General features: G+C 41.7%; 23 protein-coding genes and 2 pseudogenes. 15 read left to right on the top strand and 10 right to left on the bottom strand.

What is annotated here, in order from left to right; translation table 11 throughout:
- Nucleotides 1-592 precede the first annotated feature (592 nt).
- From tnpB (JCM10512_RS10250) to JCM10512_RS24830, 10 genes and pseudogenes are all read right to left on the bottom strand, one after another.
- Entirely contained in the window at nt 593-922 is a 330-nt protein-coding gene (tnpB, locus tag JCM10512_RS10250; RefSeq protein WP_262482600.1) for an IS66 family insertion sequence element accessory protein TnpB, read from the bottom strand.
- Between the two features lie 39 nt (nt 923-961).
- Nucleotides 962-1,348, bottom strand: a complete 387-nt coding sequence (locus tag JCM10512_RS10245; RefSeq protein ID WP_044162718.1) for a hypothetical protein — start codon at nt 1,346-1,348, stop codon at nt 962-964.
- Nucleotides 1,349-1,428: 80 nt separating this feature from the next.
- The gene (locus tag JCM10512_RS23845; protein WP_244437118.1) at nt 1,429-1,680 is read right to left on the bottom strand and encodes a hypothetical protein; all 252 of its coding nucleotides are present in this window, start codon (nt 1,678-1,680) and stop codon (nt 1,429-1,431) included.
- Nucleotides 1,599-1,955: an IS66 family transposase gene (locus JCM10512_RS24585; protein WP_262482599.1), complete on the bottom strand. Its 357-nt coding sequence runs from the start codon at nt 1,953-1,955 to the stop codon at nt 1,599-1,601. The genes JCM10512_RS23845 and JCM10512_RS24585 overlap by 82 nt, the downstream gene beginning before the upstream one ends.
- Nucleotides 1,933-2,294, bottom strand: a pseudogene (locus JCM10512_RS24580) (IS66 family transposase). Before JCM10512_RS24580 ends, JCM10512_RS24585 begins: the two are co-directional and overlap by 23 nt.
- A gap of 2 nt (nt 2,295-2,296) precedes the next feature.
- Nucleotides 2,297-2,857, bottom strand: coding sequence for a hypothetical protein (locus tag JCM10512_RS23835; protein ID WP_439644370.1), 561 nt, complete (start codon nt 2,855-2,857; stop codon nt 2,297-2,299).
- Entirely contained in the window at nt 2,853-3,068 is a 216-nt protein-coding gene (locus JCM10512_RS23830) for a hypothetical protein (RefSeq protein ID WP_244437108.1), read from the bottom strand. The genes JCM10512_RS23835 and JCM10512_RS23830 overlap by 5 nt, the downstream gene beginning before the upstream one ends.
- A gap of 48 nt (nt 3,069-3,116) precedes the next feature.
- The gene (gene tnpB, locus JCM10512_RS10235) at nt 3,117-3,452 is read right to left on the bottom strand and encodes an IS66 family insertion sequence element accessory protein TnpB (protein WP_244437104.1); all 336 of its coding nucleotides are present in this window, start codon (nt 3,450-3,452) and stop codon (nt 3,117-3,119) included.
- Nucleotides 3,453-3,779: 327 nt separating this feature from the next.
- Nucleotides 3,780-3,905 (bottom strand): hypothetical protein, encoded by a 126-nt coding sequence (locus JCM10512_RS24575; RefSeq protein WP_262482597.1) that lies wholly within the window; start codon nt 3,903-3,905, stop codon nt 3,780-3,782.
- A gap of 38 nt (nt 3,906-3,943) precedes the next feature.
- A complete protein-coding gene (locus JCM10512_RS24830; protein ID WP_044162716.1) occupies nt 3,944-4,282 on the bottom strand; it encodes a DUF3575 domain-containing protein in 339 nt (112 codons plus the stop codon).
- 442 nt (nt 4,283-4,724) lie between these two features.
- On the opposite strand from JCM10512_RS24830, the pseudogene JCM10512_RS10220 reads away from it, so the two are divergent.
- From JCM10512_RS10220 to JCM10512_RS10155, 15 genes and pseudogenes are all read left to right on the top strand, one after another.
- A pseudogene (locus tag JCM10512_RS10220) lies at nt 4,725-5,131 on the top strand (helix-turn-helix domain-containing protein).
- Nucleotides 5,132-5,168: 37 nt separating this feature from the next.
- Complete coding sequence (locus tag JCM10512_RS10215) at nt 5,169-5,564, top strand: helix-turn-helix domain-containing protein (protein WP_044162715.1); 396 nt, start codon at nt 5,169-5,171, stop codon at nt 5,562-5,564.
- Between the two features lie 447 nt (nt 5,565-6,011).
- A complete protein-coding gene (locus JCM10512_RS21365) occupies nt 6,012-6,494 on the top strand; it encodes a helix-turn-helix domain-containing protein (RefSeq protein WP_052517178.1) in 483 nt (160 codons plus the stop codon).
- A 170-nt stretch (nt 6,495-6,664) separates the two neighbouring features.
- Nucleotides 6,665-7,270 carry a low temperature requirement protein A gene (locus JCM10512_RS23825; RefSeq protein WP_244437102.1) on the top strand — a complete coding sequence of 202 codons (606 nt, stop codon included), beginning with the start codon at nt 6,665-6,667 and terminating at the stop codon, nt 7,268-7,270.
- On the top strand, nt 7,234-7,857 hold the full coding sequence (locus JCM10512_RS23820; RefSeq protein WP_244437100.1) for a low temperature requirement protein A: 624 nt from the start codon (nt 7,234-7,236) through the stop codon (nt 7,855-7,857). Before JCM10512_RS23825 ends, JCM10512_RS23820 begins: the two co-directional genes overlap by 37 nt.
- 62 nt (nt 7,858-7,919) lie before the next feature.
- Complete coding sequence (locus JCM10512_RS10200; protein ID WP_044162713.1) at nt 7,920-8,216, top strand: GNAT family N-acetyltransferase; 297 nt, start codon at nt 7,920-7,922, stop codon at nt 8,214-8,216.
- Nucleotides 8,217-8,258: 42 nt separating this feature from the next.
- Nucleotides 8,259-8,477, top strand: coding sequence for a (4Fe-4S)-binding protein (locus tag JCM10512_RS10195; protein ID WP_044162711.1), 219 nt, complete (start codon nt 8,259-8,261; stop codon nt 8,475-8,477).
- A gap of 1,386 nt (nt 8,478-9,863) precedes the next feature.
- Nucleotides 9,864-10,148 (top strand): hypothetical protein, encoded by a 285-nt coding sequence (locus JCM10512_RS10190; protein ID WP_148298364.1) that lies wholly within the window; start codon nt 9,864-9,866, stop codon nt 10,146-10,148.
- Between the two features lie 35 nt (nt 10,149-10,183).
- Complete coding sequence (locus JCM10512_RS10185; protein WP_081741282.1) at nt 10,184-10,777, top strand: DUF3575 domain-containing protein; 594 nt, start codon at nt 10,184-10,186, stop codon at nt 10,775-10,777.
- Between the two features lie 9 nt (nt 10,778-10,786).
- Nucleotides 10,787-12,256, top strand: coding sequence for a DUF3868 domain-containing protein (locus JCM10512_RS10180; RefSeq protein ID WP_158332206.1), 1,470 nt, complete (start codon nt 10,787-10,789; stop codon nt 12,254-12,256).
- Between the two features lie 122 nt (nt 12,257-12,378).
- Entirely contained in the window at nt 12,379-13,515 is a 1,137-nt protein-coding gene (locus JCM10512_RS10175) for a hypothetical protein (RefSeq protein ID WP_044162705.1), read from the top strand.
- A 108-nt stretch (nt 13,516-13,623) separates the two neighbouring features.
- Nucleotides 13,624-14,574 carry a FimB/Mfa2 family fimbrial subunit gene (locus tag JCM10512_RS10170; RefSeq protein WP_044162703.1) on the top strand — a complete coding sequence of 317 codons (951 nt, stop codon included), beginning with the start codon at nt 13,624-13,626 and terminating at the stop codon, nt 14,572-14,574.
- A gap of 10 nt (nt 14,575-14,584) precedes the next feature.
- Nucleotides 14,585-15,742, top strand: coding sequence for a hypothetical protein (locus JCM10512_RS10165; protein WP_148298363.1), 1,158 nt, complete (start codon nt 14,585-14,587; stop codon nt 15,740-15,742).
- 18 nt (nt 15,743-15,760) lie between these two features.
- Nucleotides 15,761-18,019, top strand: a complete 2,259-nt coding sequence (locus JCM10512_RS10160) for a hypothetical protein (RefSeq protein ID WP_044162699.1) — start codon at nt 15,761-15,763, stop codon at nt 18,017-18,019.
- On the top strand, nt 18,013-18,252 hold the full coding sequence (locus JCM10512_RS10155; protein WP_044162692.1) for a hypothetical protein: 240 nt from the start codon (nt 18,013-18,015) through the stop codon (nt 18,250-18,252). The genes JCM10512_RS10160 and JCM10512_RS10155 overlap by 7 nt, the downstream gene beginning before the upstream one ends.
- Nucleotides 18,253-18,351 lie beyond the last annotated feature (99 nt).

Genomic DNA, 18,351 nt, shown 5'->3' with positions numbered 1-18,351 from the left:
GGAGCCCCTGGCTTGCCCTACAGGAGTAAATCCGTTCATCCTGTCTGTATGGAGCCTGTAGACTATCTTCTGGAACTTCATCGGAACCATCCGGTACCGGATAGATTCACGGATGCCGATTTGGATAGCCGTTCGTATATCAAACTTCGTATCGTCTGGATAGACATCTTTAACCACTTCTTCCAGTTCATAATGCATATCCCGTTTTGCCCCGTTATTCTTGCGGGCTTTCAGGTCAGCTTTTGGCTTTACTTGCCCGGATGCTGTTTTTTGTTCCTGCCTAGGCTGGGACTGCTTTTCAGATTTATTGGATATGAGTTTGGATATGCCTCTTATTTTATTTGCTGATTTAGTGGGGGATTCGTCTTTCTGAAGTAAGGCTTCCTGTAAGGAAGCGATGGTTCCTTACATGGATTTGATCGTCGCAGACAGCGTTTCTATCTGGGTCAATAACTGCTTGTTGAACACATTGGCTGCTTCCAATTGCGCCGTCAATATAGCTTCCATCCTGTTTCTTACTATGCCTTAAAGGTACGAAAAATATGGATATAAGTAAGCCTTAATTCGTTTTATTTAATTGATTATTAAATAGTTAAATGGATAAAAAGAGTATCCTGTAGCGCTTGCGGAAGCGAACGCTATCTAGGGAGAGCCCCGACACGATGAAGCTGAAAGTCTCCCAGAATAGCTCATAATAGCCTGTAGCCGGATCAATTTTAGGTAGTTCAAAACTGCCCCGTTCAAGGCGCTTGTGATATAACAGAAAACCATCCGTATCCCATTTTAATATCTTTACGTTTTGTCTGTTCTGGCCAAAGAAGATATAGATATCACCGTTCATTGGAGAAAGCGGGGATTCGGCCTTGATCAGATTGAACAATGCATCAATCCCTTTATTCATACGAACAGGGTGTTGGCACATAAAGTACCTTACATTATCGTTAAGGCCAAACATAGAATACTACTTTTCAGGATGATACAATGACAATAACGAAATCAGGCTTTCCGCCGTACATTCCTGCAAAGTCAGATTGACATTATTTGGAAAGGTTATGCTGACACCTTTGAGTACACGGTCTGTCATAATAGGATGACTTTGTGCCCTGAACTGGATAAAAGTTTGTTGATCATCATTGGTGATACCTTCGCCCCTCACCGCCGCCTGAAGCTGCCGCATAAAGATTCCACGACGTTGAGCCCAATCTAAGATTTTTTCATATTTAATGTTATTATCCCGGCAATAAGATTTGAATGATAAATATGAATCTTTCTTTAAATATTCTTTATAACATTCAATAGCTCTCATCTGTACTGATGATTTATTTATTTCTACGAAATTATTTTCCATGATCTTTTTTTGCAAAGGTACAGGGCTACGGCATGCGAGTCAAGACGGCATCGCGGAGACGCTTACCATGTTATTGTTTATCAAAGCCGGTTTTCCGGGATAATTTCCCGGTCATTGGTGTGGATTGAGTGAGGTGACAGTTTTCCGGCAGCTTTTAGGTAATCAGGTAATATTTCTGTCAGGTCTTTCGTGTAGTCATTGTCATAATCATGGACATGATCCAGGAAGTAAATTAGCCATGTGCGGAAGTCTACTCCAGAGGCTTTACAGCAACCCATAAACGAGTAGATAACAGCGGCGTCTTCCGCAGCGTCATTGTTGCCACAGAACAAATAGTTGCGGCGTCCTCAGCTATAGGACGTATGGAGTTCCCTGCTAAATTATTATCGGGCCTGTACCTGCCGTCAAGGTGATATCTGGACAGCTTGTCAAACCGTTGATATACGTATTTTATAGCTTTGCCGATAGGGCTTGTCTTTACCACCTTCGGATATTCGGCAATGAGCCATTTCTCGAATCGCACAAGTGTAGGGTAGGCAAGGCGCGAGCGGAGTTCCGCCCTAGCTTCATGGCTAAGGTTCGTATCATCTGTTTTGCCTTTCCACATCGTAAAGGAGCTGGATTTGTTTGAGAGCGTATTCGGCACGCGATTCATCATTGCCCTGCAATTCCCAGAAGTGACGCCTTGCGTACGCCCAGCATCCCAGGAGCATGATGCCTTTCTTTGCGTCCAGTAGTTCATAGCACTCATACCCGTCAGTTTGTAAAGCACTCTTAAACTTGCCGAAGAGCTTCAGCATGACTTCACCACTAGATCGTAATAGAAGAATTGGCCTCCGTCCATGACGCTGCGCACAAGCCAGATATATCTTTTGACTGTCTTGTGTTTTTCGACCCGCACAATAGGTCTTGTTGTCTCGTCTGATTGTAAGTAATCCGCTTCCATTACTAGTTCCTGCAGCCGGAAGTGCAAGGGCCGTAATAAATCGGCGGTTTCCCTAATTCAGCCGTTGACGGTCGGGGTGGAAGGTATACCCCTACACGCTTGAACATCTCTATCTGCCTGTTTAATGGCAGATGGTCAACATATTTGCCGGTTGCCAAGTCTGCCAGCTGGCAGGAGGAACCATAACTTTTGGCTATCGGCAGAACCGGCATCACACCGGTTTTTATCTCTTTTGTATCTTTCCGCTTTGCCGTATGGCGTATGATCCGCTTCACATAGAACTTACCGGGTTCATGCATCAGGAGTTCCGTTACCTCTTCTCCGGGAAGCAGTGTCCATTCCTCTTCATTATAGCCTTGAGGATAGATGTGGACTTCTTCACGCGACCGGTCATCCGGCAGGGGCTTGCGCACAGGCTGTTTCTTATTTGCAACCCGGCGGGTCGTTATAGCTGCTTTGGCTGCTTTTATTTCTTTTTCGGCAGCCTGGGCTTCTTCCGCTTCATCCGGCAATATATCAAAACCTTCGAAGTCTAGCCAGCAGTTAAGGGCAACGGGTTTAATAAATCGTTCGGATTTTTTCGTATAGTTGACGCTGGAGTTCGTAAACCTGTTTCTCCAGATTACCTATCCTTGCATCTTTTTTTGCGATTATAGCATCTTTTTCTGACAGTTGCCGCTCATAAGCATCCTTTATAGCAAGCTGCTCCAACTTTACTGAAGCTATATCTTTCAGGCGGCTGTTCTCCCTGTAAAGGAGATCACACTTTTCCATGAGATGCTTTATAAGGCTTGCGATCGGCATTGCGTATCCGGCTTAATTTTAATTATGACACCAAGATAGTGATTTCCAGGCAAAAACGCAATAATCGTAATGTTGTAATATGTTAAAAATCCAACTCCCAGGATTCCACCTTTTATGGCGTTTCGCTTTGGTGGTATCTATCCCCTGAACAAGCAGCACCTGTTCATTCCAGAAGGTTTCAACCGCCTTTGTCCGGCCTTCATCCATGTCGATGGCAAGCAAATGGAAGAAGCCTTCCTCGATCCGGAGATGGTAGATGACCAGACCACCGCATTCCATATGAAGTATCTTCATAGATGTACACTCTTTATTGATAAAAATATAAGCATTTCCGCTGCGGACATTCACACCCATTTGGCTTGTCACAATACCACTCAGAACGTAAAGCTTTTCCGTATATCACACGGATACGGGTATAAATAATACCTGTTCGACTCATTCAGGCAAAACATAGGAACGGTTCTGGTTTAAAAGGATGAGGGTGCGTGGCATCTCCGGTGATACCGGACCGTTCAGCCGCACAGTTACACCATTGGGATAGACGATCTCGCAAGCACTCTGGTTACCTACAGGATCGCAAAGGTGAGTATGGGAATTTTCACGTCCGGGTAATTGTAATTGTTCCCTGTCATTTATCTTGACCGGGATAAATTCACCTTTCGTTGTTAACAGCTTCTTCCGTCATTCGTAGAACCGGTCCGGCTGGATGCCTTCATTCGAACAAAAGGCTTTTAGGGTTGATCCACTTTCCTGATAACGCTCATAAATCGTTTCAAACATCGACAAAGTCCATTTCTTACTTTGCATAAACTCCTTTTTTCTTGCAAAGGTAGACCGATTTTAGGTTACGCGTTGACAGGGTTCACCAAGGACTTACAATTAAAAAGAGTCATTATCCATATTAGTGGCAACCATACCAATGCGCCGTCTTTCATTCCGTGCTTCCGCCGTTTAACCGCCAGACCAGCGAGACGCCGATGCGGGTAACGCCTCAGTAGTTCCGCTTCCGGGTTTTGCAGCCAACTCCACAACCGGTGGTCCATACAGTAGTCGTAGACATGGTACGTGCCGCTGAGGTAGCCCGCGGCAATGCCGAACTCTACGCCAAGCCGTCCCCCGACAGGAAGACTGTAACCATAACTTAGCCCGGCTGCCGTTGCTGAGCTGCCCTCTGGCGGTCTCATCCTTGGCAGCAAGGGGTACCTCCAAGAACATAGAAGGCCACAGCATGGTCCTGCAGGGGGCGAGGGCTGCCAATCCTTTGCGGATTTCAAGCCTCGTAGCCTGGATCCTGTGGTAGTCCCATTTACGGGAGGGGCTACCCGTTGTGAGATACCAAATTGGTATGCCGGGGATTTGGTGGAGGCAAATTCAATATTCCGCAAAAGCTCAAATTGTTAAATAAGATACTCACTGAATTGATTGTACCTTGTGGAATTGAAATAAAATCTTCCCGCATTTTTCGGTGTATTGTCACAACGTGTTGTGCTGAGGTGGCTATCGGCATAATCTTCTGAGATTTTATTTAGTGAGTATCGTTGTCAAGCAGAAAAATAGAGTCTACTTTTATTTGAATTCAGTTAATTCTTACTATCTTTGCCTAGAGGTACTCAAATAAAAAAAGATATGGATGCTGAAATAGAAGAAAGAACAAGCCGTAGGCATGTCGGACGTAATTTACAGAAAATTCGTGTTTATTTAGGAATGAAACAAGAAGCGTTGGCGACTGATCTCGGCGTTAGTCAACAAGAAATTTCAAAGATAGAGAAGCAAGACGAAATAGATGAGGGACTTTTGGTAGAATAGCTACTGTCTTAGGCGTATCTGCTGAAATGATTAAAGACTTTGATGTAGAAAAAACTTTTTTCAATATTAGTCATCATAACTATAGAGATGCAAACATTGCTGAAGGAGCTACCACATACGCTATTGTCCAACAAATAAATCCACTTGAGAAGATAGTTGAGTTGTATGAGCGTCTGTTGAAAAGTGAGCAGGAGAAAATAGAGTTATTAAAAAAATACATAAAGTAATCATAGTTTAAGTTAGCAGTCTAAAATATATAGATACATGGAAACAATAGATAGGGTGAGAATTCACCATCTTGGGAGGAAGATCGAGCGTGTACGAAGACTTCGGGGGATGAGTCAAACTGAGTTAGGACAACTGCTAGGTATAACAAAGCAAGCTGTTTCAAAGATTGAACAAAATGAAACAATTGATGATGACCGATTAGATCAAATAGCTTCAGCGTTAGGTGTTACTGTGGATGGATTAAAAGAGTATAATGAAGAAACAATTCTCTATAATACTAATAATTTCTACGAAAATTGCGGTGTCAAAACTGCTGTAGGTAATAACCAAACACTGAATAACTTCCCGATAGAACAAGCTATTGAACTATTTGAAAAGTTATTAGATAAGCAGAAAGAACAATTTGATACTTTAAAAAAAGAGAAAGAATAGACTTTTGCAATGTGTTTCACGCTATTTGTGATAGCTATTCTCCCAATTTAGTTATGGACGAGTTTATTCTCTCAAAAAATAAGGATATAGCTTGGCTCCAAGAAGAAATAAAGTTTTTGCGGTGGCAAAACCAAAAGTTGTTGCAAATAATAGCAGAAAAATAGTCCCTTTTTGTTATTGCTGATTTTGTCCAGCAAACTAAAAAATAAGATGAGATGATTAGAATTGGATAATATTTAGTATAATTGCATTATTCTTTAATTTATGGAGGAATACCTAACCAGTTGGCGGGCGAATCTCAAATGAGAGATGAACCCGCTTTTTTTAGTTATACGGTTGTGCGAAAAAATGACATTTTTTGAGATGCGTTCTATCTAACAATCAATAACTTATACTCAAAAGCAATAAGATTGCGAGAATTTGATAGAAAATATTTATTTTTGCGCTATGAATATTTCCCTGTCATCAACCGAAATCGCAATCTTAGAACGTTACCAGCGTAATTTTTCTGATCGACGTTCTTATGTGAAGGTCACTTGCATCTTGATGATCGGTAAAGGTCTTAGCCCCAAAGAAGTATCCGACTATCTTGATATTGATGATTCAACGGTTTACCGTTATGCTGATTCTTATCATGAAGATGGCTTGGAAGTGTACCTGCAAACCGATTACAAAGGTTATTGGGGCATGTTGAGTTGTGTTCATATTAGTGAATTGCGCAGGGAGTTAAACCGTAGCTTGTACACGGAAGCCCAATCGGTTGCGGTCTGGATCAAAGAGCGCTTGGGCATCGACTATACACTACAGGAAACCGAATGGTTGGAAACTACAAAGATAAAACTTGTATTTCTTCCGCCCTATTTCCTGAACCTGATAGAACGCCTGTGGAAGTTCTTGCGGGAGAAAGTTATCAATACTTGCTTATACTAAACCAAGGAAAAGTTCAGGCAGGCTATCCTGCAGTTTTTTGAAAATATAGACCTATATAGACCGGAGTTAGAGACACTACTGGCTCTCAAGTATAGATTGGCTAAATCACAAGCCGATTCTTTTTGAGCATAATAATATAACAATAATAGAACTAGTAATAATATAAACTTATGGCTCATTTTTCACATACCTCACATTCCTTCCTGCGCAAGCGCGGAGAAGGAATTGCTACCGTTTCTTTTTCCGAGTTACTGTTCGATCTGATATATGTATTTGCTGTGACGCAACTGTCTCATAACTTTTTACATCATCTTAACTGGACAGGCTTTTTGCAAAGCGCCGTACTCTGGTTTGCTGTATGGCTCGGCTGGCAGCATACTACGTGGATGACAAACTGGTTCGACCCGAATATCCGCAGTATAAGAGGCATATTATTTGTGCTGATGATGATCGGGCTGCTGGTTGCGGTAGCCATTCCTGAGGCTTTTGGCGAAAGGGGATGGATATTTGCCCTTTGCTATGTGGTCATTCAGGTCGGCCGTACAGCGTCCATTCTATTTATGCTGGGCAGGAAGCATCAATTAACACCGAATTACACCCGTATATTAGGCTGGTTTATCATATCGGCAGTCTTTTGGATAATTGGTGCTTTTCAGGAAGGAGATATACGTCTGTTATTATGGGCGATAGCCGTCCTGTGTGACTACACCGCACCAATGTTCGGCTTTTACCTCCCCTTTTGGGTCGATCAGATTCGACTAAAGACTGGACAATAGACGGGCATCATCTGACCGAAAGAAGCCAGCTATTTGTTATCATTGCTTTTGGGGAAACGATTTTGATGTCGGGCGCTTCATTAAGTGAGATCGAAGTATGGACAACTCCTATTGTTTTAGCAGCACTTATATCATTCGTCGGTAGTCTGGCTATGTGGTGGATTTATTTCGATACAAGCAGTGAAGCCGGAGCGGAAAAAATAATGAAAGTAGATAATCCGGGCTTGCTGGGCTTGAAATATCACTCGATACATGTTATCTTAGTAGGCGCATTGATACTTTGTGCGGTAGGAGATGAACTGGTAGTCAATCATCCGTTGGGATATATGAGTGCATCTGACGTATTTGTAATAATCGTGGGACCGATCATTTACCTGATTGCGAATATGGTATACAAATGGTTTACATGCAGGATTATAGCAAAGTCTCATACTGTAGCGATTGTGGCTTTAGTTGTCCTTATTCTGTTTAGTTCTTATCTAAATCTTATTGTCTGCAATGCATTGTCTGTATCTATATTTGTGTTTATTAGTATTTATGAGGTTGTGGATTCGAAAAAGAAAGTCCATAAGAAAATAAAGGAATAAACAATATTCAACTACAAAGCGTTTATACAAATAAGCTACAAACTAAAAAAACTTATTCAGCAATGGAAAATTACGAATTAATCAACAATGCAGATGGGAACCAATATGAGTTTCATGTAGGAAAGTATTTTGCTAAGGTAGAATACATAAAAACAAATAACGGAGAAATATACCTGACTCATACTGAAGTTCCTGTTGCTCTCGAAGAACAGGGCATCGGCAGTCAGCTTGTTGAAAAAGTTCTTACGGATATAGAGAAGAATGGGTTGCGCCTTATCCCCCTTTGTCCTTTTGTCGCAGGATATATCAAAAAGCACCAGGACTGGAGACGTATTGTGATGAAAGGGATTAACGTGTAACAGAGGAAACTATAAGATCGACTAAATTATAAAACTAAAAACATGGAAAAGAAAATTGAATATACCAATAGTGAACTTACCATTGTATGGCAACCTGAACTTTGTCTGCATGCAGGTGTTTGTGTGAAAATGCTACCTGAAGTGTATAATCCTAGAGACAGACCTTGGGTAAAACCGGGAAATGCGACTACAGAACAATTAATTGCTCAGATAAACAAATGTCCTTCGGGGGCACTAAGCTACCGATTAAATAAGGAGTAATAAGCGTAACTTCCACTTTACATTTGATATCCGCAATATCGCCTACACGGAATGCAGAATCTATTGGAACTCTAGATCAGACTCGGTTTCAATCCCCGTAGTGAGAACGGAGGGAGTGGATACACTGGAATGCATCCTTAATATCCCAGAATTGTCATTACCCTGCAAGGCTACAAGTTCTGCAATTGGTTTTCTTTTTGCTTCGGTGATCGGCTTTATCAAGCGAGTCATCCTTTATATATGTGTCCAAAGGATTGGATTTCTGCTCACGAACGCCTAAAGCGTGGTACAAAAAGCTGGTATTCATAATAATGCTTGATTCGTCTCTCGCAAGATAATGATTTACCAGCTTATTTTTATATAAAAACTATCCATTTGTCGGATGAACCTTTTATATTCATCAGGTTCCTATCGCCTCCAGTTATATGGTTCTGTCATAAATTTATTTTTTTCACTCTGAAGAATACAGATAATACATCTGACGATGATTATAGCAAAAACTTAACTGGACTATTACTGCATAACTCTGAAGTTAAATGTGTGCTTCCCTTTTAAAAAAAAAGTGAAGCTGATAATTCAATATATAAGTACTTTAATGTTGATTATCGTATAATATATTAGTGTATAATCGTATAATTAGTTTTTTTTATTTATATGATTTTTATAAACTGCCTAAATTTGCTTGTGGATAATTCTCTATTTCTAATTTAAATTCCTGTTTATATTTGTTAGATACCTTGATTGATGATTATTCAGTCTATTTTTTTAATAGTTATATAACCTATTCTTGGAATAAATCTTCATATTTGCATTGTCTTTATGAGCATATTATTCTTTGTATGTATATGTTCATTGCTAACGAAAATTTAGGAGAAACATTATTGTACTTTACTCTAAATTAAAGATATGCTCATGATGTGAATCAAGAGCTATCGTGAGTTTTATTTTCTTGATGCAAATTGGAAAGATGGAACTTTGCAGTAGTTTAAATGCCCTCTATTGCGATTTTTAGGGGGTATTTAAATTACTAAAAGTAGGTTCGGTGTTCAGATTGGTTCGAATAAGGCTTCTAATGCCACCAGAAGGGGATAGGCGTGGTTATATAAAAATGCGTAATGGTAACTGTCGATTTGATGATTATTCATTCTATGTTTTTATGATTATTCGCATTCCTTTCCTTAATATTTGCGATTTTTGCACATCAACAGAATTATCGGGCAGATTATAATAATGTCGGAATATATTAAATTTATAAACTAAAAGAAAGTTATAGAAATGCTTACTAAACGAACACGCGATGCATTGCGTATACTTCAATGTCTTGCAGAAAAAAGAAAATCTTCCGTTGTATTGCAGGGTCGGATGATTTGTCATGACGGATATTTTGTGCTTCGTTGTCTAGAGTCTGGTGGGTTTGTCCGTCTACATAATAATGAATATCCCAGACTGCTCTCATCATGGGAGTTGTGTCGGGATATTCAATCTATCAATCTTTATGAGGTTCTTCTTGCCTTAGGTGATGGTATACGCCCAGTAGCCGATGACGAGCAGGAAATGTGGGTTTACGATTGTTATGGATCTGGTATTGCTGCGCAGAAGTTGGGTGTTGCCAATACAATGCTTCATCAACTTCTTTCCGAAATTCCTGCATGCAATTTATTATTAGTGTGATTTTTAATGTAACCATATTATTATAATAGGAAAAAATGATGTACAAAAACAAATTGTTCAGGTGGACATTATTAGGGATATTGATAGGAATGTCATTTCCTGCAGCAAGCCTACAAGGACAGGACATTACCGTAAAAACGAACCTACTCTATGATGTCACCACTACGTTCAATCTGGGTGCCGAGTTCCGGTTGAGTAAGCATTTTACGCTTGATGTCCCCTTGAATTATAACCCTTGGACATTCAGCGACAATAAAAAACTGAAACATATCATGGTGCAGCCGGAGCTTCGTTACTGGTTATGTGAATCGTTCTACTCCCATTTCTTCGGATTTCATGCATTGTATTCCCATTATAACATGGGAGGTTTGGATTTACCGGGCGGAGTGTTGTGTACCTTGAAAGATTACCGTTATCAGGGTGATATGTACGGTATGGGTCTGTCCTGGGGATACCAATGGGTATTGTCTCGTCGATGGAGTCTTGAAGCATCGATAGGAATGGGTTATATCCATATGGAGCATGACAAATATGAGTGTAAAACATGCGGTGACAAAATAGGTAAAAGCAAACATGAATACCTGGGTCCCACTAAAGTGGCACTAAATCTGATATACGTTATCAAATAAATGGAAAGTATGAAAAAGTTCTTTAGTATAAATTTTTGCCTTTTATTGGTAGTGCTTGCCACAAATACAGCATTTGCGCAAGAGCAACCGCACTACAGCGGTAAGTTGAATATTGCTACGAAAGAGGTGGTTCATCGTGGCGACTCCATCATAGTGGATTTGGAATTGGCGGTTAGCAGACTGACTATTGACCGAGAGCGTGCATTTACGATAACTCCGTTGATTGCCACTGACCAGCATAACCGTCAGTTACCCTCCATTATTATCAATGGAAGTGTTCGTCATAAACTTTATCGGCGTCAGATTAAATCGAATAAGGGTATGCCGAAGACGGATTATGCAGAGTTGAAAAGCGGTAGCAACGATGTTGTACATTATCGGGTGAGCATCTTTTGCGAACCGTGGATGCAGAATGCCCGTGTTGATTTAATGGAAGACCTTTGCGGTTGTGCCGGACATTCTCAACAGATATCCGTTGAACGGCTTTCCAATCACATCACGGAGGAAATCATCAAGAGAGATTATTATGTACAGCCATTGCTGGCGTTTATCCGTCCCGAGATGGAACCGATAAAGAAACGCAATGAGTTATACGAATTATATCTTGATTTCCCTGTTGGAAAGACGCAGATTTATCGTGACTTCCGCAATAATGCAACGGAACTTACTAAAATCAAAGAGTTGGTGGAAGATCTTAATGCAGACAAGAACGTGACGATTACGGGGGTCACCATTAAAGGAAATACGTCTCCCGAGGGAAGCGAAGAATTAAACAAGCGCCTTTCCAAAGGCCGTGCAGAGTCATTGCGCCAGCACCTCATCAGTGCTATCAGCCTCAAATCGCTCTATCAGGTAGAAGAAGGGGGTGAAGACTGGAACGGATTTAAGAAGTTGATGCAGGTGTCCACATCGGGATATAAGGACGAACTGTTGCAAATTATCGAACTGGAGCAGCCTGTTGACAAAAAAGAATCCTTGTTTAAGATACTGGATCAAGGAAGGGCATACAAGGAATTGTTGAATAACGTTTTCCCACAATTGCGCAGAGTGGATGGACGGATAGATTATAGAGTGCGTGCATTCAACGAGGAGGAAGCCAAGGAAGTGTTCCAAAAACACCCGCAGCAATTGAGTATGGAGGAGATGTTCCGCCTTGCTAACAGTTACAAGAGCACTGATTCCCGTTTTGGTGACATCTTTGAGGTAGCGGTACGCCTCTATCCCAATGACCCGATTGCAAACTTAAACGCAGCCTCTTCCTTACTTATGCAAGGCGTGGTGACGGATCGTGTTGCAGCATATTTGGAAAAAGCGCTGAAGGGGACTCCCGAATATATAAATGACTGTGGTGTATATTATCTTCTGAAAGGTGATTACATTCAGGCGCGGCAATGGCTGGAGAAAGCCAAGGAACAGGGTTCCATTCAAGCGGAGCATAACTTGGAAGAATTAGAAAAAAAAATAGACTCATTAAAATAGCGGATTATTAATTATTAAAAAATTAAACAAAATGAAAAAAATTAAATTTATTAAGTACTTTACTCTTTAGTTTAGCTATTACAGTAGGCTTTGCCGGATGTAGTAATGATGAAAAAGATGGGGTGGAAGTTTCTGCAGGCAAAAAGACTGTTTATCTTAAAATTGGACAGCCTACAACGAGAACTATTTCTGATCCTGTTAGTGATGCTGCAAGCATTGAATTTACTTCGGGAAAGATTGTGTTCTTGACAGGAGCGGGAAGAGTTACGAAAATACTCACATTGGGTACTATATCGGACCCTGCAAGTGATCTCTATACAGTGGCTGAAGTTGCAGCTGGCATAACTTTAGAAAATTTGGATGACAAGACCGTGAAAGTTGCCGTAGTAGGGCATACTGCCTTAGTCATTGCTGTTGGTGATTTCTGGGCTAATATAACTTCTGAACTTCATGCTCTATCTCAGAAATCGACATCTGATGTTAACCTTTATGGTGAGGGGGGATTGACTAAAAAAACAGGAGGCCCATCCGCAACAACAGGGAACGATATTTATGAAGCTGAAATTGTAGTAGCTCCTACTGTTGCACGTTTTGAAATTACTGACGTTAAGGCAAAAGATAATTTGATCAGTTTTGATATTGATGCTGTTTTTGTTGATAACTTCTACCAGAAAGGTGATATCGTTGGCGCTAAGAACTTGTTGAATGACCTGAAGAGTCCTACATCTAATCCGAGTGATTATACTACAGACGGAACAGGAGCTTATGCTACGTCATGGGGCGGCGCACTTTATGATGCAGATAAAGTAAACGTGGATGCGTCAGCTGGTGTAGTAGCTCCTGCAGTCGGCAAGGCATGGGGATATTATACGTTTGCTGCACCTTATGTTAAGAACTTTGATTTGGGCACAACCAGCGGAAGTGAAGTTCCTCGTTTGATTCTTAGAATTAACGGTGTTACTATTGATCCTGCTTTGGCAATTACTGATCCAGATTTATATGCTGGGTTGCAGTCTGTTTATGGTGATCCTTCCAAAATTTGGTTTGTAACCATAAATGGTTTCAACTTTGACAAGGCCGGAACTCCGACGAAAGTTAGCAGTATAGTTTCCGGTTATGTATTCTCAACTGTAAGCGGTTCGTTAGAAATCGGTGAATCAGATCTTCGTCCTGCTCCAAACACTAGTTTGATTGATGCAGATATTAAGGTTACTCCTATCACATGGACTAAAGTAGGTGTTACTCCGATCTATAACTAAAGAGGAGACTTTTTGCCTAAAACAAAGAGACGGGAGAATGTAGTGTGAGATGTCTCGTCTCTTTTGATTTATTCTTTTGGCATATTCGCTTTTAAATATCGAAAAATAATGAAATTGCAGAAAACAAAATTCCACTACTTCTTGCTATTTTGGGTCTTAATGACAGGTTGCATCAACGAAAATTTGTCTGAGTGTGGCGAAGTAGTCATGTGGTATTTCGATTATCCATATAATAGTGCCTCTTTCCAAGACCGGATAGAACGTGTAAACGTAGGCATATATAGTACAGATGGAATATTGGTTGAAAGCAGGCAAATAGAGAAAGATTCTCTTGAGGCTTTCCGCAGACAACAAGGTATGCCGGGTATGAAAGTAACATTGCCGTTGGGTGAATATACCGCTGTATTTTGGGGAAATGCTCATGTAAAAACAAAACTAGATGGTTGGAATAACCGGAATCAGGGAAGAGTTTATCATCCTGATCTGGGAAGTATAACAAATTATGTTGATTCTGATGACTCTTTATACTATGCACAACAGGAGCGTTTTGAACTGAAAGAAAATACAGGTCCCGTGAAATATATAGTGCATTTTGAACCGGGCCACATTAACTTTGAAATTTCAGTACTTGGTCTCAAAAATCTGGCTGTGACACCGGCTCCTGGGACTATACCCTATATCAGGATGGATCGTCTGGACTGCGAAACTTACGACTTTAACATGAATCCAGTTCCCGCAGGAGAGTTTACTTTCTATCCCTCTTCTAAAGGATATGATGCAGTGCGCGATTTACTGACATTCTGTACAAAAGTCCATCGTATGGGAAACGATAATCCGGTTACCATCAGCCTTATCGACCAGATAACTGATTCAGCGCTTCAGTCTATCATCTTGAAAGAGTACATCATCCGATATGCCCAATACAAAATTATCCCGCAAAAGGAATTGACCATCTATATCACTTTTGAAATTAAGAAGAAGAATGTCGCGGATGTCGAAATAATCATTCATCCCCTGCCTTGGAATAAAGTGAATGTCTCACCTATTACTAAACCGTAACACATTAAAGATGGAAAAACGATTTTTACATATTGTAGCTTTGCTGACAATAACAAGCATGGTCTTTTACGGTTGTAATGACGATAACGAAATATTGGTAGATAGCAACGTAAATGTCACATTGTCGGTATCTGTCAAGGGCAGTAGCCGTATGGTAGGCCCTGTTGCCGAAGGAAGCGAGCCGCTCATCGATCATATATGGGGGGGATTCCTCAAGGATGGTGTGATAGTGGTAAAACAGCAAATAACTTTGGTAAATGGCATAGCTGTTTTTAAAAATATACCCAATTTCGTTAATAAGGTTATCTTACTGGGCTATCCGGATGCAAGTAGTACCTCGCCGACTGTATCGTCATCGAAACTTATGGAGTCAGATTTATTACAAACAATGATCGAAGCGAGTTCGCAAGATGGAACCAATCCGAGAAAAGTGAATACATTCGGAACTCAGGTTGTAGATTTCTCAGCCTATCAGGAAGGAGATAAAGTTAACGTTACGATAGAAATGAGACCTGTCATATCACGTTTGGAAATAGTGAAAATAGATCCTGCAGATCCTCCGGCAGGTCTCATTATAAAGAAACCAATCACTCAATTTGACCTTGATGCTATATATATCAACAATACTTATACTTCTTTGGGGCTGAACAGAATCACCAAACCCGGTACTTCTGCAACTCTTGCGTATGGAGGAGGTGATCTGACAGGAAGTACATCTCCCTGGGGAAATCCCACTTCCAACTACATGCCAGGATTTTATGATGTGATAAATGGAATAGGGGAATCATCTTATGCCCCGACAATAGGGGTATGGGGATATTACATCGTCCCGCTATCCGATAAGAATGGGATGGGGCAATCTGTCGCCGGAACTACAATAAACGGTGAGCAGCAAGGAGTGGTTCCGCATGTTATCCTGAAGTTATCCAATATTAAAGTGGAGGGAAGTGGTGAAATACTGACTGGTCCGCTTTTCCTTACCGTGCGCCGATACCAAGATACAAACGGTCCCGTCATGCATTTTGAGGGCGGAAAAGCGTATGTAATCCAGAATCTGGCTTTCGGGTTGGAACATTTGTCTGTATTGCCTGAAACCAATTTTGCCGAATATGTGGTACAGTTGTCCACTATAGACTGGACAGATGTGACGATAGAACAAGATGTCTAAATTTTAAAGGATCGAATAATGAAACTATATCATATCATATCTTATGTATTTATTCTTGCCTTTTTGGTAGGTTCTTGCACAGACGAACGGGAGAGTTCTAATTTTTCAGGCAAAGAAGCTATGCTGGAATGGAGGCTGGACGTTCCCGGTGCAGTAAACGTCAGTACGAGAGCAACAAGCGTCCAGAATGAAGAAGCGTTACTCAATGTCAATACGCTGGTGTTCGACAAAGATGATAAATTCGCTTACATCGCTACCTCTGTTGTAGATCCTGCAGGAGACGGTTCGGCTAAAGTCAGGGTGAAGATGAAGCTGTCTTTGGGGGTTGCCGATACATACAGATTGATGTTCGTTGCCAATACGACGGTTGATGAAGCAACACTGAAAGACAAAACCAAGGAGGAGGTGCAGACTCTGATTACTTTCGCATCTTCGGGCAAATGGGATGTGGCATCCAAAAGCATTCCCATGTGGGGGGAGACCGAGCAGTTTGAGGTTACCGCCAATTTTACGACACCGGCAGTTGAAATGATGCGTGCTATGGCGCGTATTGATGTCGGGCTGAATTTCACCGCCACGCTAAACGGTTTCGAAGTGGCAGGAGGAATCAGTGGTTATTCTCTGGAGAACATTACACTGTACAGAAGTCGTACGAGCGGTTATGTCATTCCTGCTGCAAGCAATCTTGTAAGCGGAGTGGCAACAGATCCGAGTATCCCCGGTACAGCGGGTACTTATATCGAAGCCATTACATATTCTTCGGCTGCTGAAGTAAGCGGGGACGTGTGCGTAAGGGAGATTTATCTGGCGGAAAATACTGTCAACGGGGCATCTTCCAATCCAGTCGTATTGGTTGCAGGTATCAAATATGATAACGTCGTGACTTATTACCCCATTGAATTGCGGGCAACCAACAATACTACGGATCGTCTGCCGTTGCTCCGCAATCATCGCTATATCATTAATATCAAGAGCATTACCGGAAAGGGGTATGCCGATGCGGAAACCGCTCTGGCCAATAAACCTATGAATGCGCAATGGACGCTGGTAGTTGACGATATAGCCAACAACCTGACACATGTATCCGGTAGCTATTTCTTTGAGATAGAGAAAGTAGACATTCTGCTTGGAGGAACGATCGGTTCTACCACGAAAGTGGCTTACAAGACAAACATACCTTCATTTTCAACCTCAAACCTTGCATGGGTTACTCCTGATGCAGGTGGTGTCAACTTTGATATAAGCTCTCCCACTATGGGCTTCATTACGTTTACCACAGAAAGCACCAATATAACCGAAAATCCGATAATGCATACTATTAGGGTAATGCCTTCGCCTATTGATGAGTTTAATGTGACAGTCACTCAGGACATTGGGCGTGTGAAATTCAATTTCAAGAACCTCAGCGTGCACGGCATCTATTTGCCTAAAATGAACTTGGGAGGTACGCAGAAGTCCTATCCGCTCATTGGCGGCGTGCACTACATTACTCTTGATTTGGAGACAAACAAGAGTGACGATTTGCAGAACTCGACTGCAACATATACCATCAAGAGCAGCACAGTGAACGGCTACTCTTTCGCGGAAACCACTGGACGTTTCAATAGTACGTCTTACACGGATAATGGTGCTTTCCGTTATTTTCACGTCACGCTACCGGCTACGGGAACTCCGAACAGCGGAGGTTATAATTACTTCACACTGACAGGTGACGGTGAATCGCTGGATACTCCGGGCACGCAGCCTATAATTGAGAATGTCCGTGTGCTATGCGGATACAAGGCGAAAAAAATGCTGTGTTACTCCTATTATCAGAATATGTATGGATATAGTACCAATAGTGGGGGAAGCAATGCTTTCATGAAAAGTGGTTCCAACTTTGGCCTATCGGGCACGATACCCATAGAACGGGTGGACAGATCATGGGCGCGCGTATCGAACGTAGGATGGACCATTGAATCGGGGGATGACTTTATGCAGGCGCTCTCCAACTATCCTCAGCCGGATATCGTATTGCTCGGATTTGATTTCGAGTTGTCTGCTAGTGCTGCCAATTCACTGAACGAATACATTACGAATGGAGGGGTGATAATTATGCTGAACGACCATGCAAGCGGAAACAACCATGCCGCCAACAATGTGACACGATTGTGTCGTGTAGTTACCGGCGTCGGAAATCTGGGAGTTGCGAGTGTCGGTTCCGCAGGGTATACTTTTCCCTTACCATGGTGTCGGGAAGCGGGCAGACACCGACAGACACCGACCCTATCATGGTAGGTCCGTTCGGTAGCCTGTGGGGCGCGAATTGGGGTGAAGACGCTTCCTCAACAGTGGGTATCACCAATTTCTCGGACCTTAATTCCGTCATCTATACAAGAGGAAGTAATGATTATAATTCGGGAGATGTAACCATGTTCCGTCGTAATGGACTTCTTTACATAGGTGACGGAGGATTCCTCAGCCAAAGCAATCGTACAAGCATTTCACCGATTATAGAGCCTTTCTGGTAGATGGTAGCGGAAGACCTATCACGAATACAAGATACAGTGGTTCTGCGGATAACTCGAAGATATTCGCCAATGCAATGTATTGGGCGATAGACTATGCCG

It is taken from the genome of Bacteroides reticulotermitis JCM 10512, assembly GCF_000517545.1.
Classification (GTDB): Bacteria; Bacteroidota; Bacteroidia; order Bacteroidales; family Bacteroidaceae; genus Bacteroides; species Bacteroides reticulotermitis.
The sequence above is the reverse complement of the archived record's forward strand: the minus strand, read 5'-3'. Positions and strand labels throughout refer to the sequence as shown.

Excerpts from the sequence above, each read along its gene's own strand:
- JCM10512_RS10245 (WP_044162718.1), bottom strand. The coding sequence starts at position 1,348 with ATGGAAAATAATTTCGTAGAAATAAATAAATCATCAGTACAGATGAGA.
- JCM10512_RS10185 (WP_081741282.1), top strand. The coding sequence starts at position 10,184 with ATGATGTACAAAAACAAATTGTTCAGGTGGACATTATTAGGGATATTG.
- JCM10512_RS10215 (WP_044162715.1), top strand. The coding sequence starts at position 5,169 with ATGGAAACAATAGATAGGGTGAGAATTCACCATCTTGGGAGGAAGATC.
- tnpB (WP_244437104.1), bottom strand. The coding sequence starts at position 3,452 with ATGGGTGTGAATGTCCGCAGCGGAAATGCTTATATTTTTATCAATAAA.
- JCM10512_RS10155 (WP_044162692.1), top strand. The coding sequence starts at position 18,013 with ATGGTAGGTCCGTTCGGTAGCCTGTGGGGCGCGAATTGGGGTGAAGAC.
- JCM10512_RS24575 (WP_262482597.1), bottom strand. The coding sequence starts at position 3,905 with ATGCAAAGTAAGAAATGGACTTTGTCGATGTTTGAAACGATTTATGAG.
- JCM10512_RS23830 (WP_244437108.1), bottom strand. The coding sequence starts at position 3,068 with ATGGAAAAGTGTGATCTCCTTTACAGGGAGAACAGCCGCCTGAAAGAT.
- JCM10512_RS10165 (WP_148298363.1), top strand. The coding sequence starts at position 14,585 with ATGGAAAAACGATTTTTACATATTGTAGCTTTGCTGACAATAACAAGC.
- JCM10512_RS21365 (WP_052517178.1), top strand. The coding sequence starts at position 6,012 with ATGAATATTTCCCTGTCATCAACCGAAATCGCAATCTTAGAACGTTAC.
- JCM10512_RS10195 (WP_044162711.1), top strand. The coding sequence starts at position 8,259 with ATGGAAAAGAAAATTGAATATACCAATAGTGAACTTACCATTGTATGG.
- JCM10512_RS10160 (WP_044162699.1), top strand. The coding sequence starts at position 15,761 with ATGAAACTATATCATATCATATCTTATGTATTTATTCTTGCCTTTTTG.
- JCM10512_RS10170 (WP_044162703.1), top strand. The coding sequence starts at position 13,624 with ATGAAATTGCAGAAAACAAAATTCCACTACTTCTTGCTATTTTGGGTC.
- JCM10512_RS10200 (WP_044162713.1), top strand. The coding sequence starts at position 7,920 with ATGGAAAATTACGAATTAATCAACAATGCAGATGGGAACCAATATGAG.
- tnpB (WP_262482600.1), bottom strand. The coding sequence starts at position 922 with ATGTGCCAACACCCTGTTCGTATGAATAAAGGGATTGATGCATTGTTC.
- JCM10512_RS24585 (WP_262482599.1), bottom strand. The coding sequence starts at position 1,955 with ATGTGGAAAGGCAAAACAGATGATACGAACCTTAGCCATGAAGCTAGG.
- JCM10512_RS23825 (WP_244437102.1), top strand. The coding sequence starts at position 6,665 with ATGGCTCATTTTTCACATACCTCACATTCCTTCCTGCGCAAGCGCGGA.
- JCM10512_RS10180 (WP_158332206.1), top strand. The coding sequence starts at position 10,787 with ATGAAAAAGTTCTTTAGTATAAATTTTTGCCTTTTATTGGTAGTGCTT.
- JCM10512_RS24830 (WP_044162716.1), bottom strand. The coding sequence starts at position 4,282 with ATGAGACCGCCAGAGGGCAGCTCAGCAACGGCAGCCGGGCTAAGTTAT.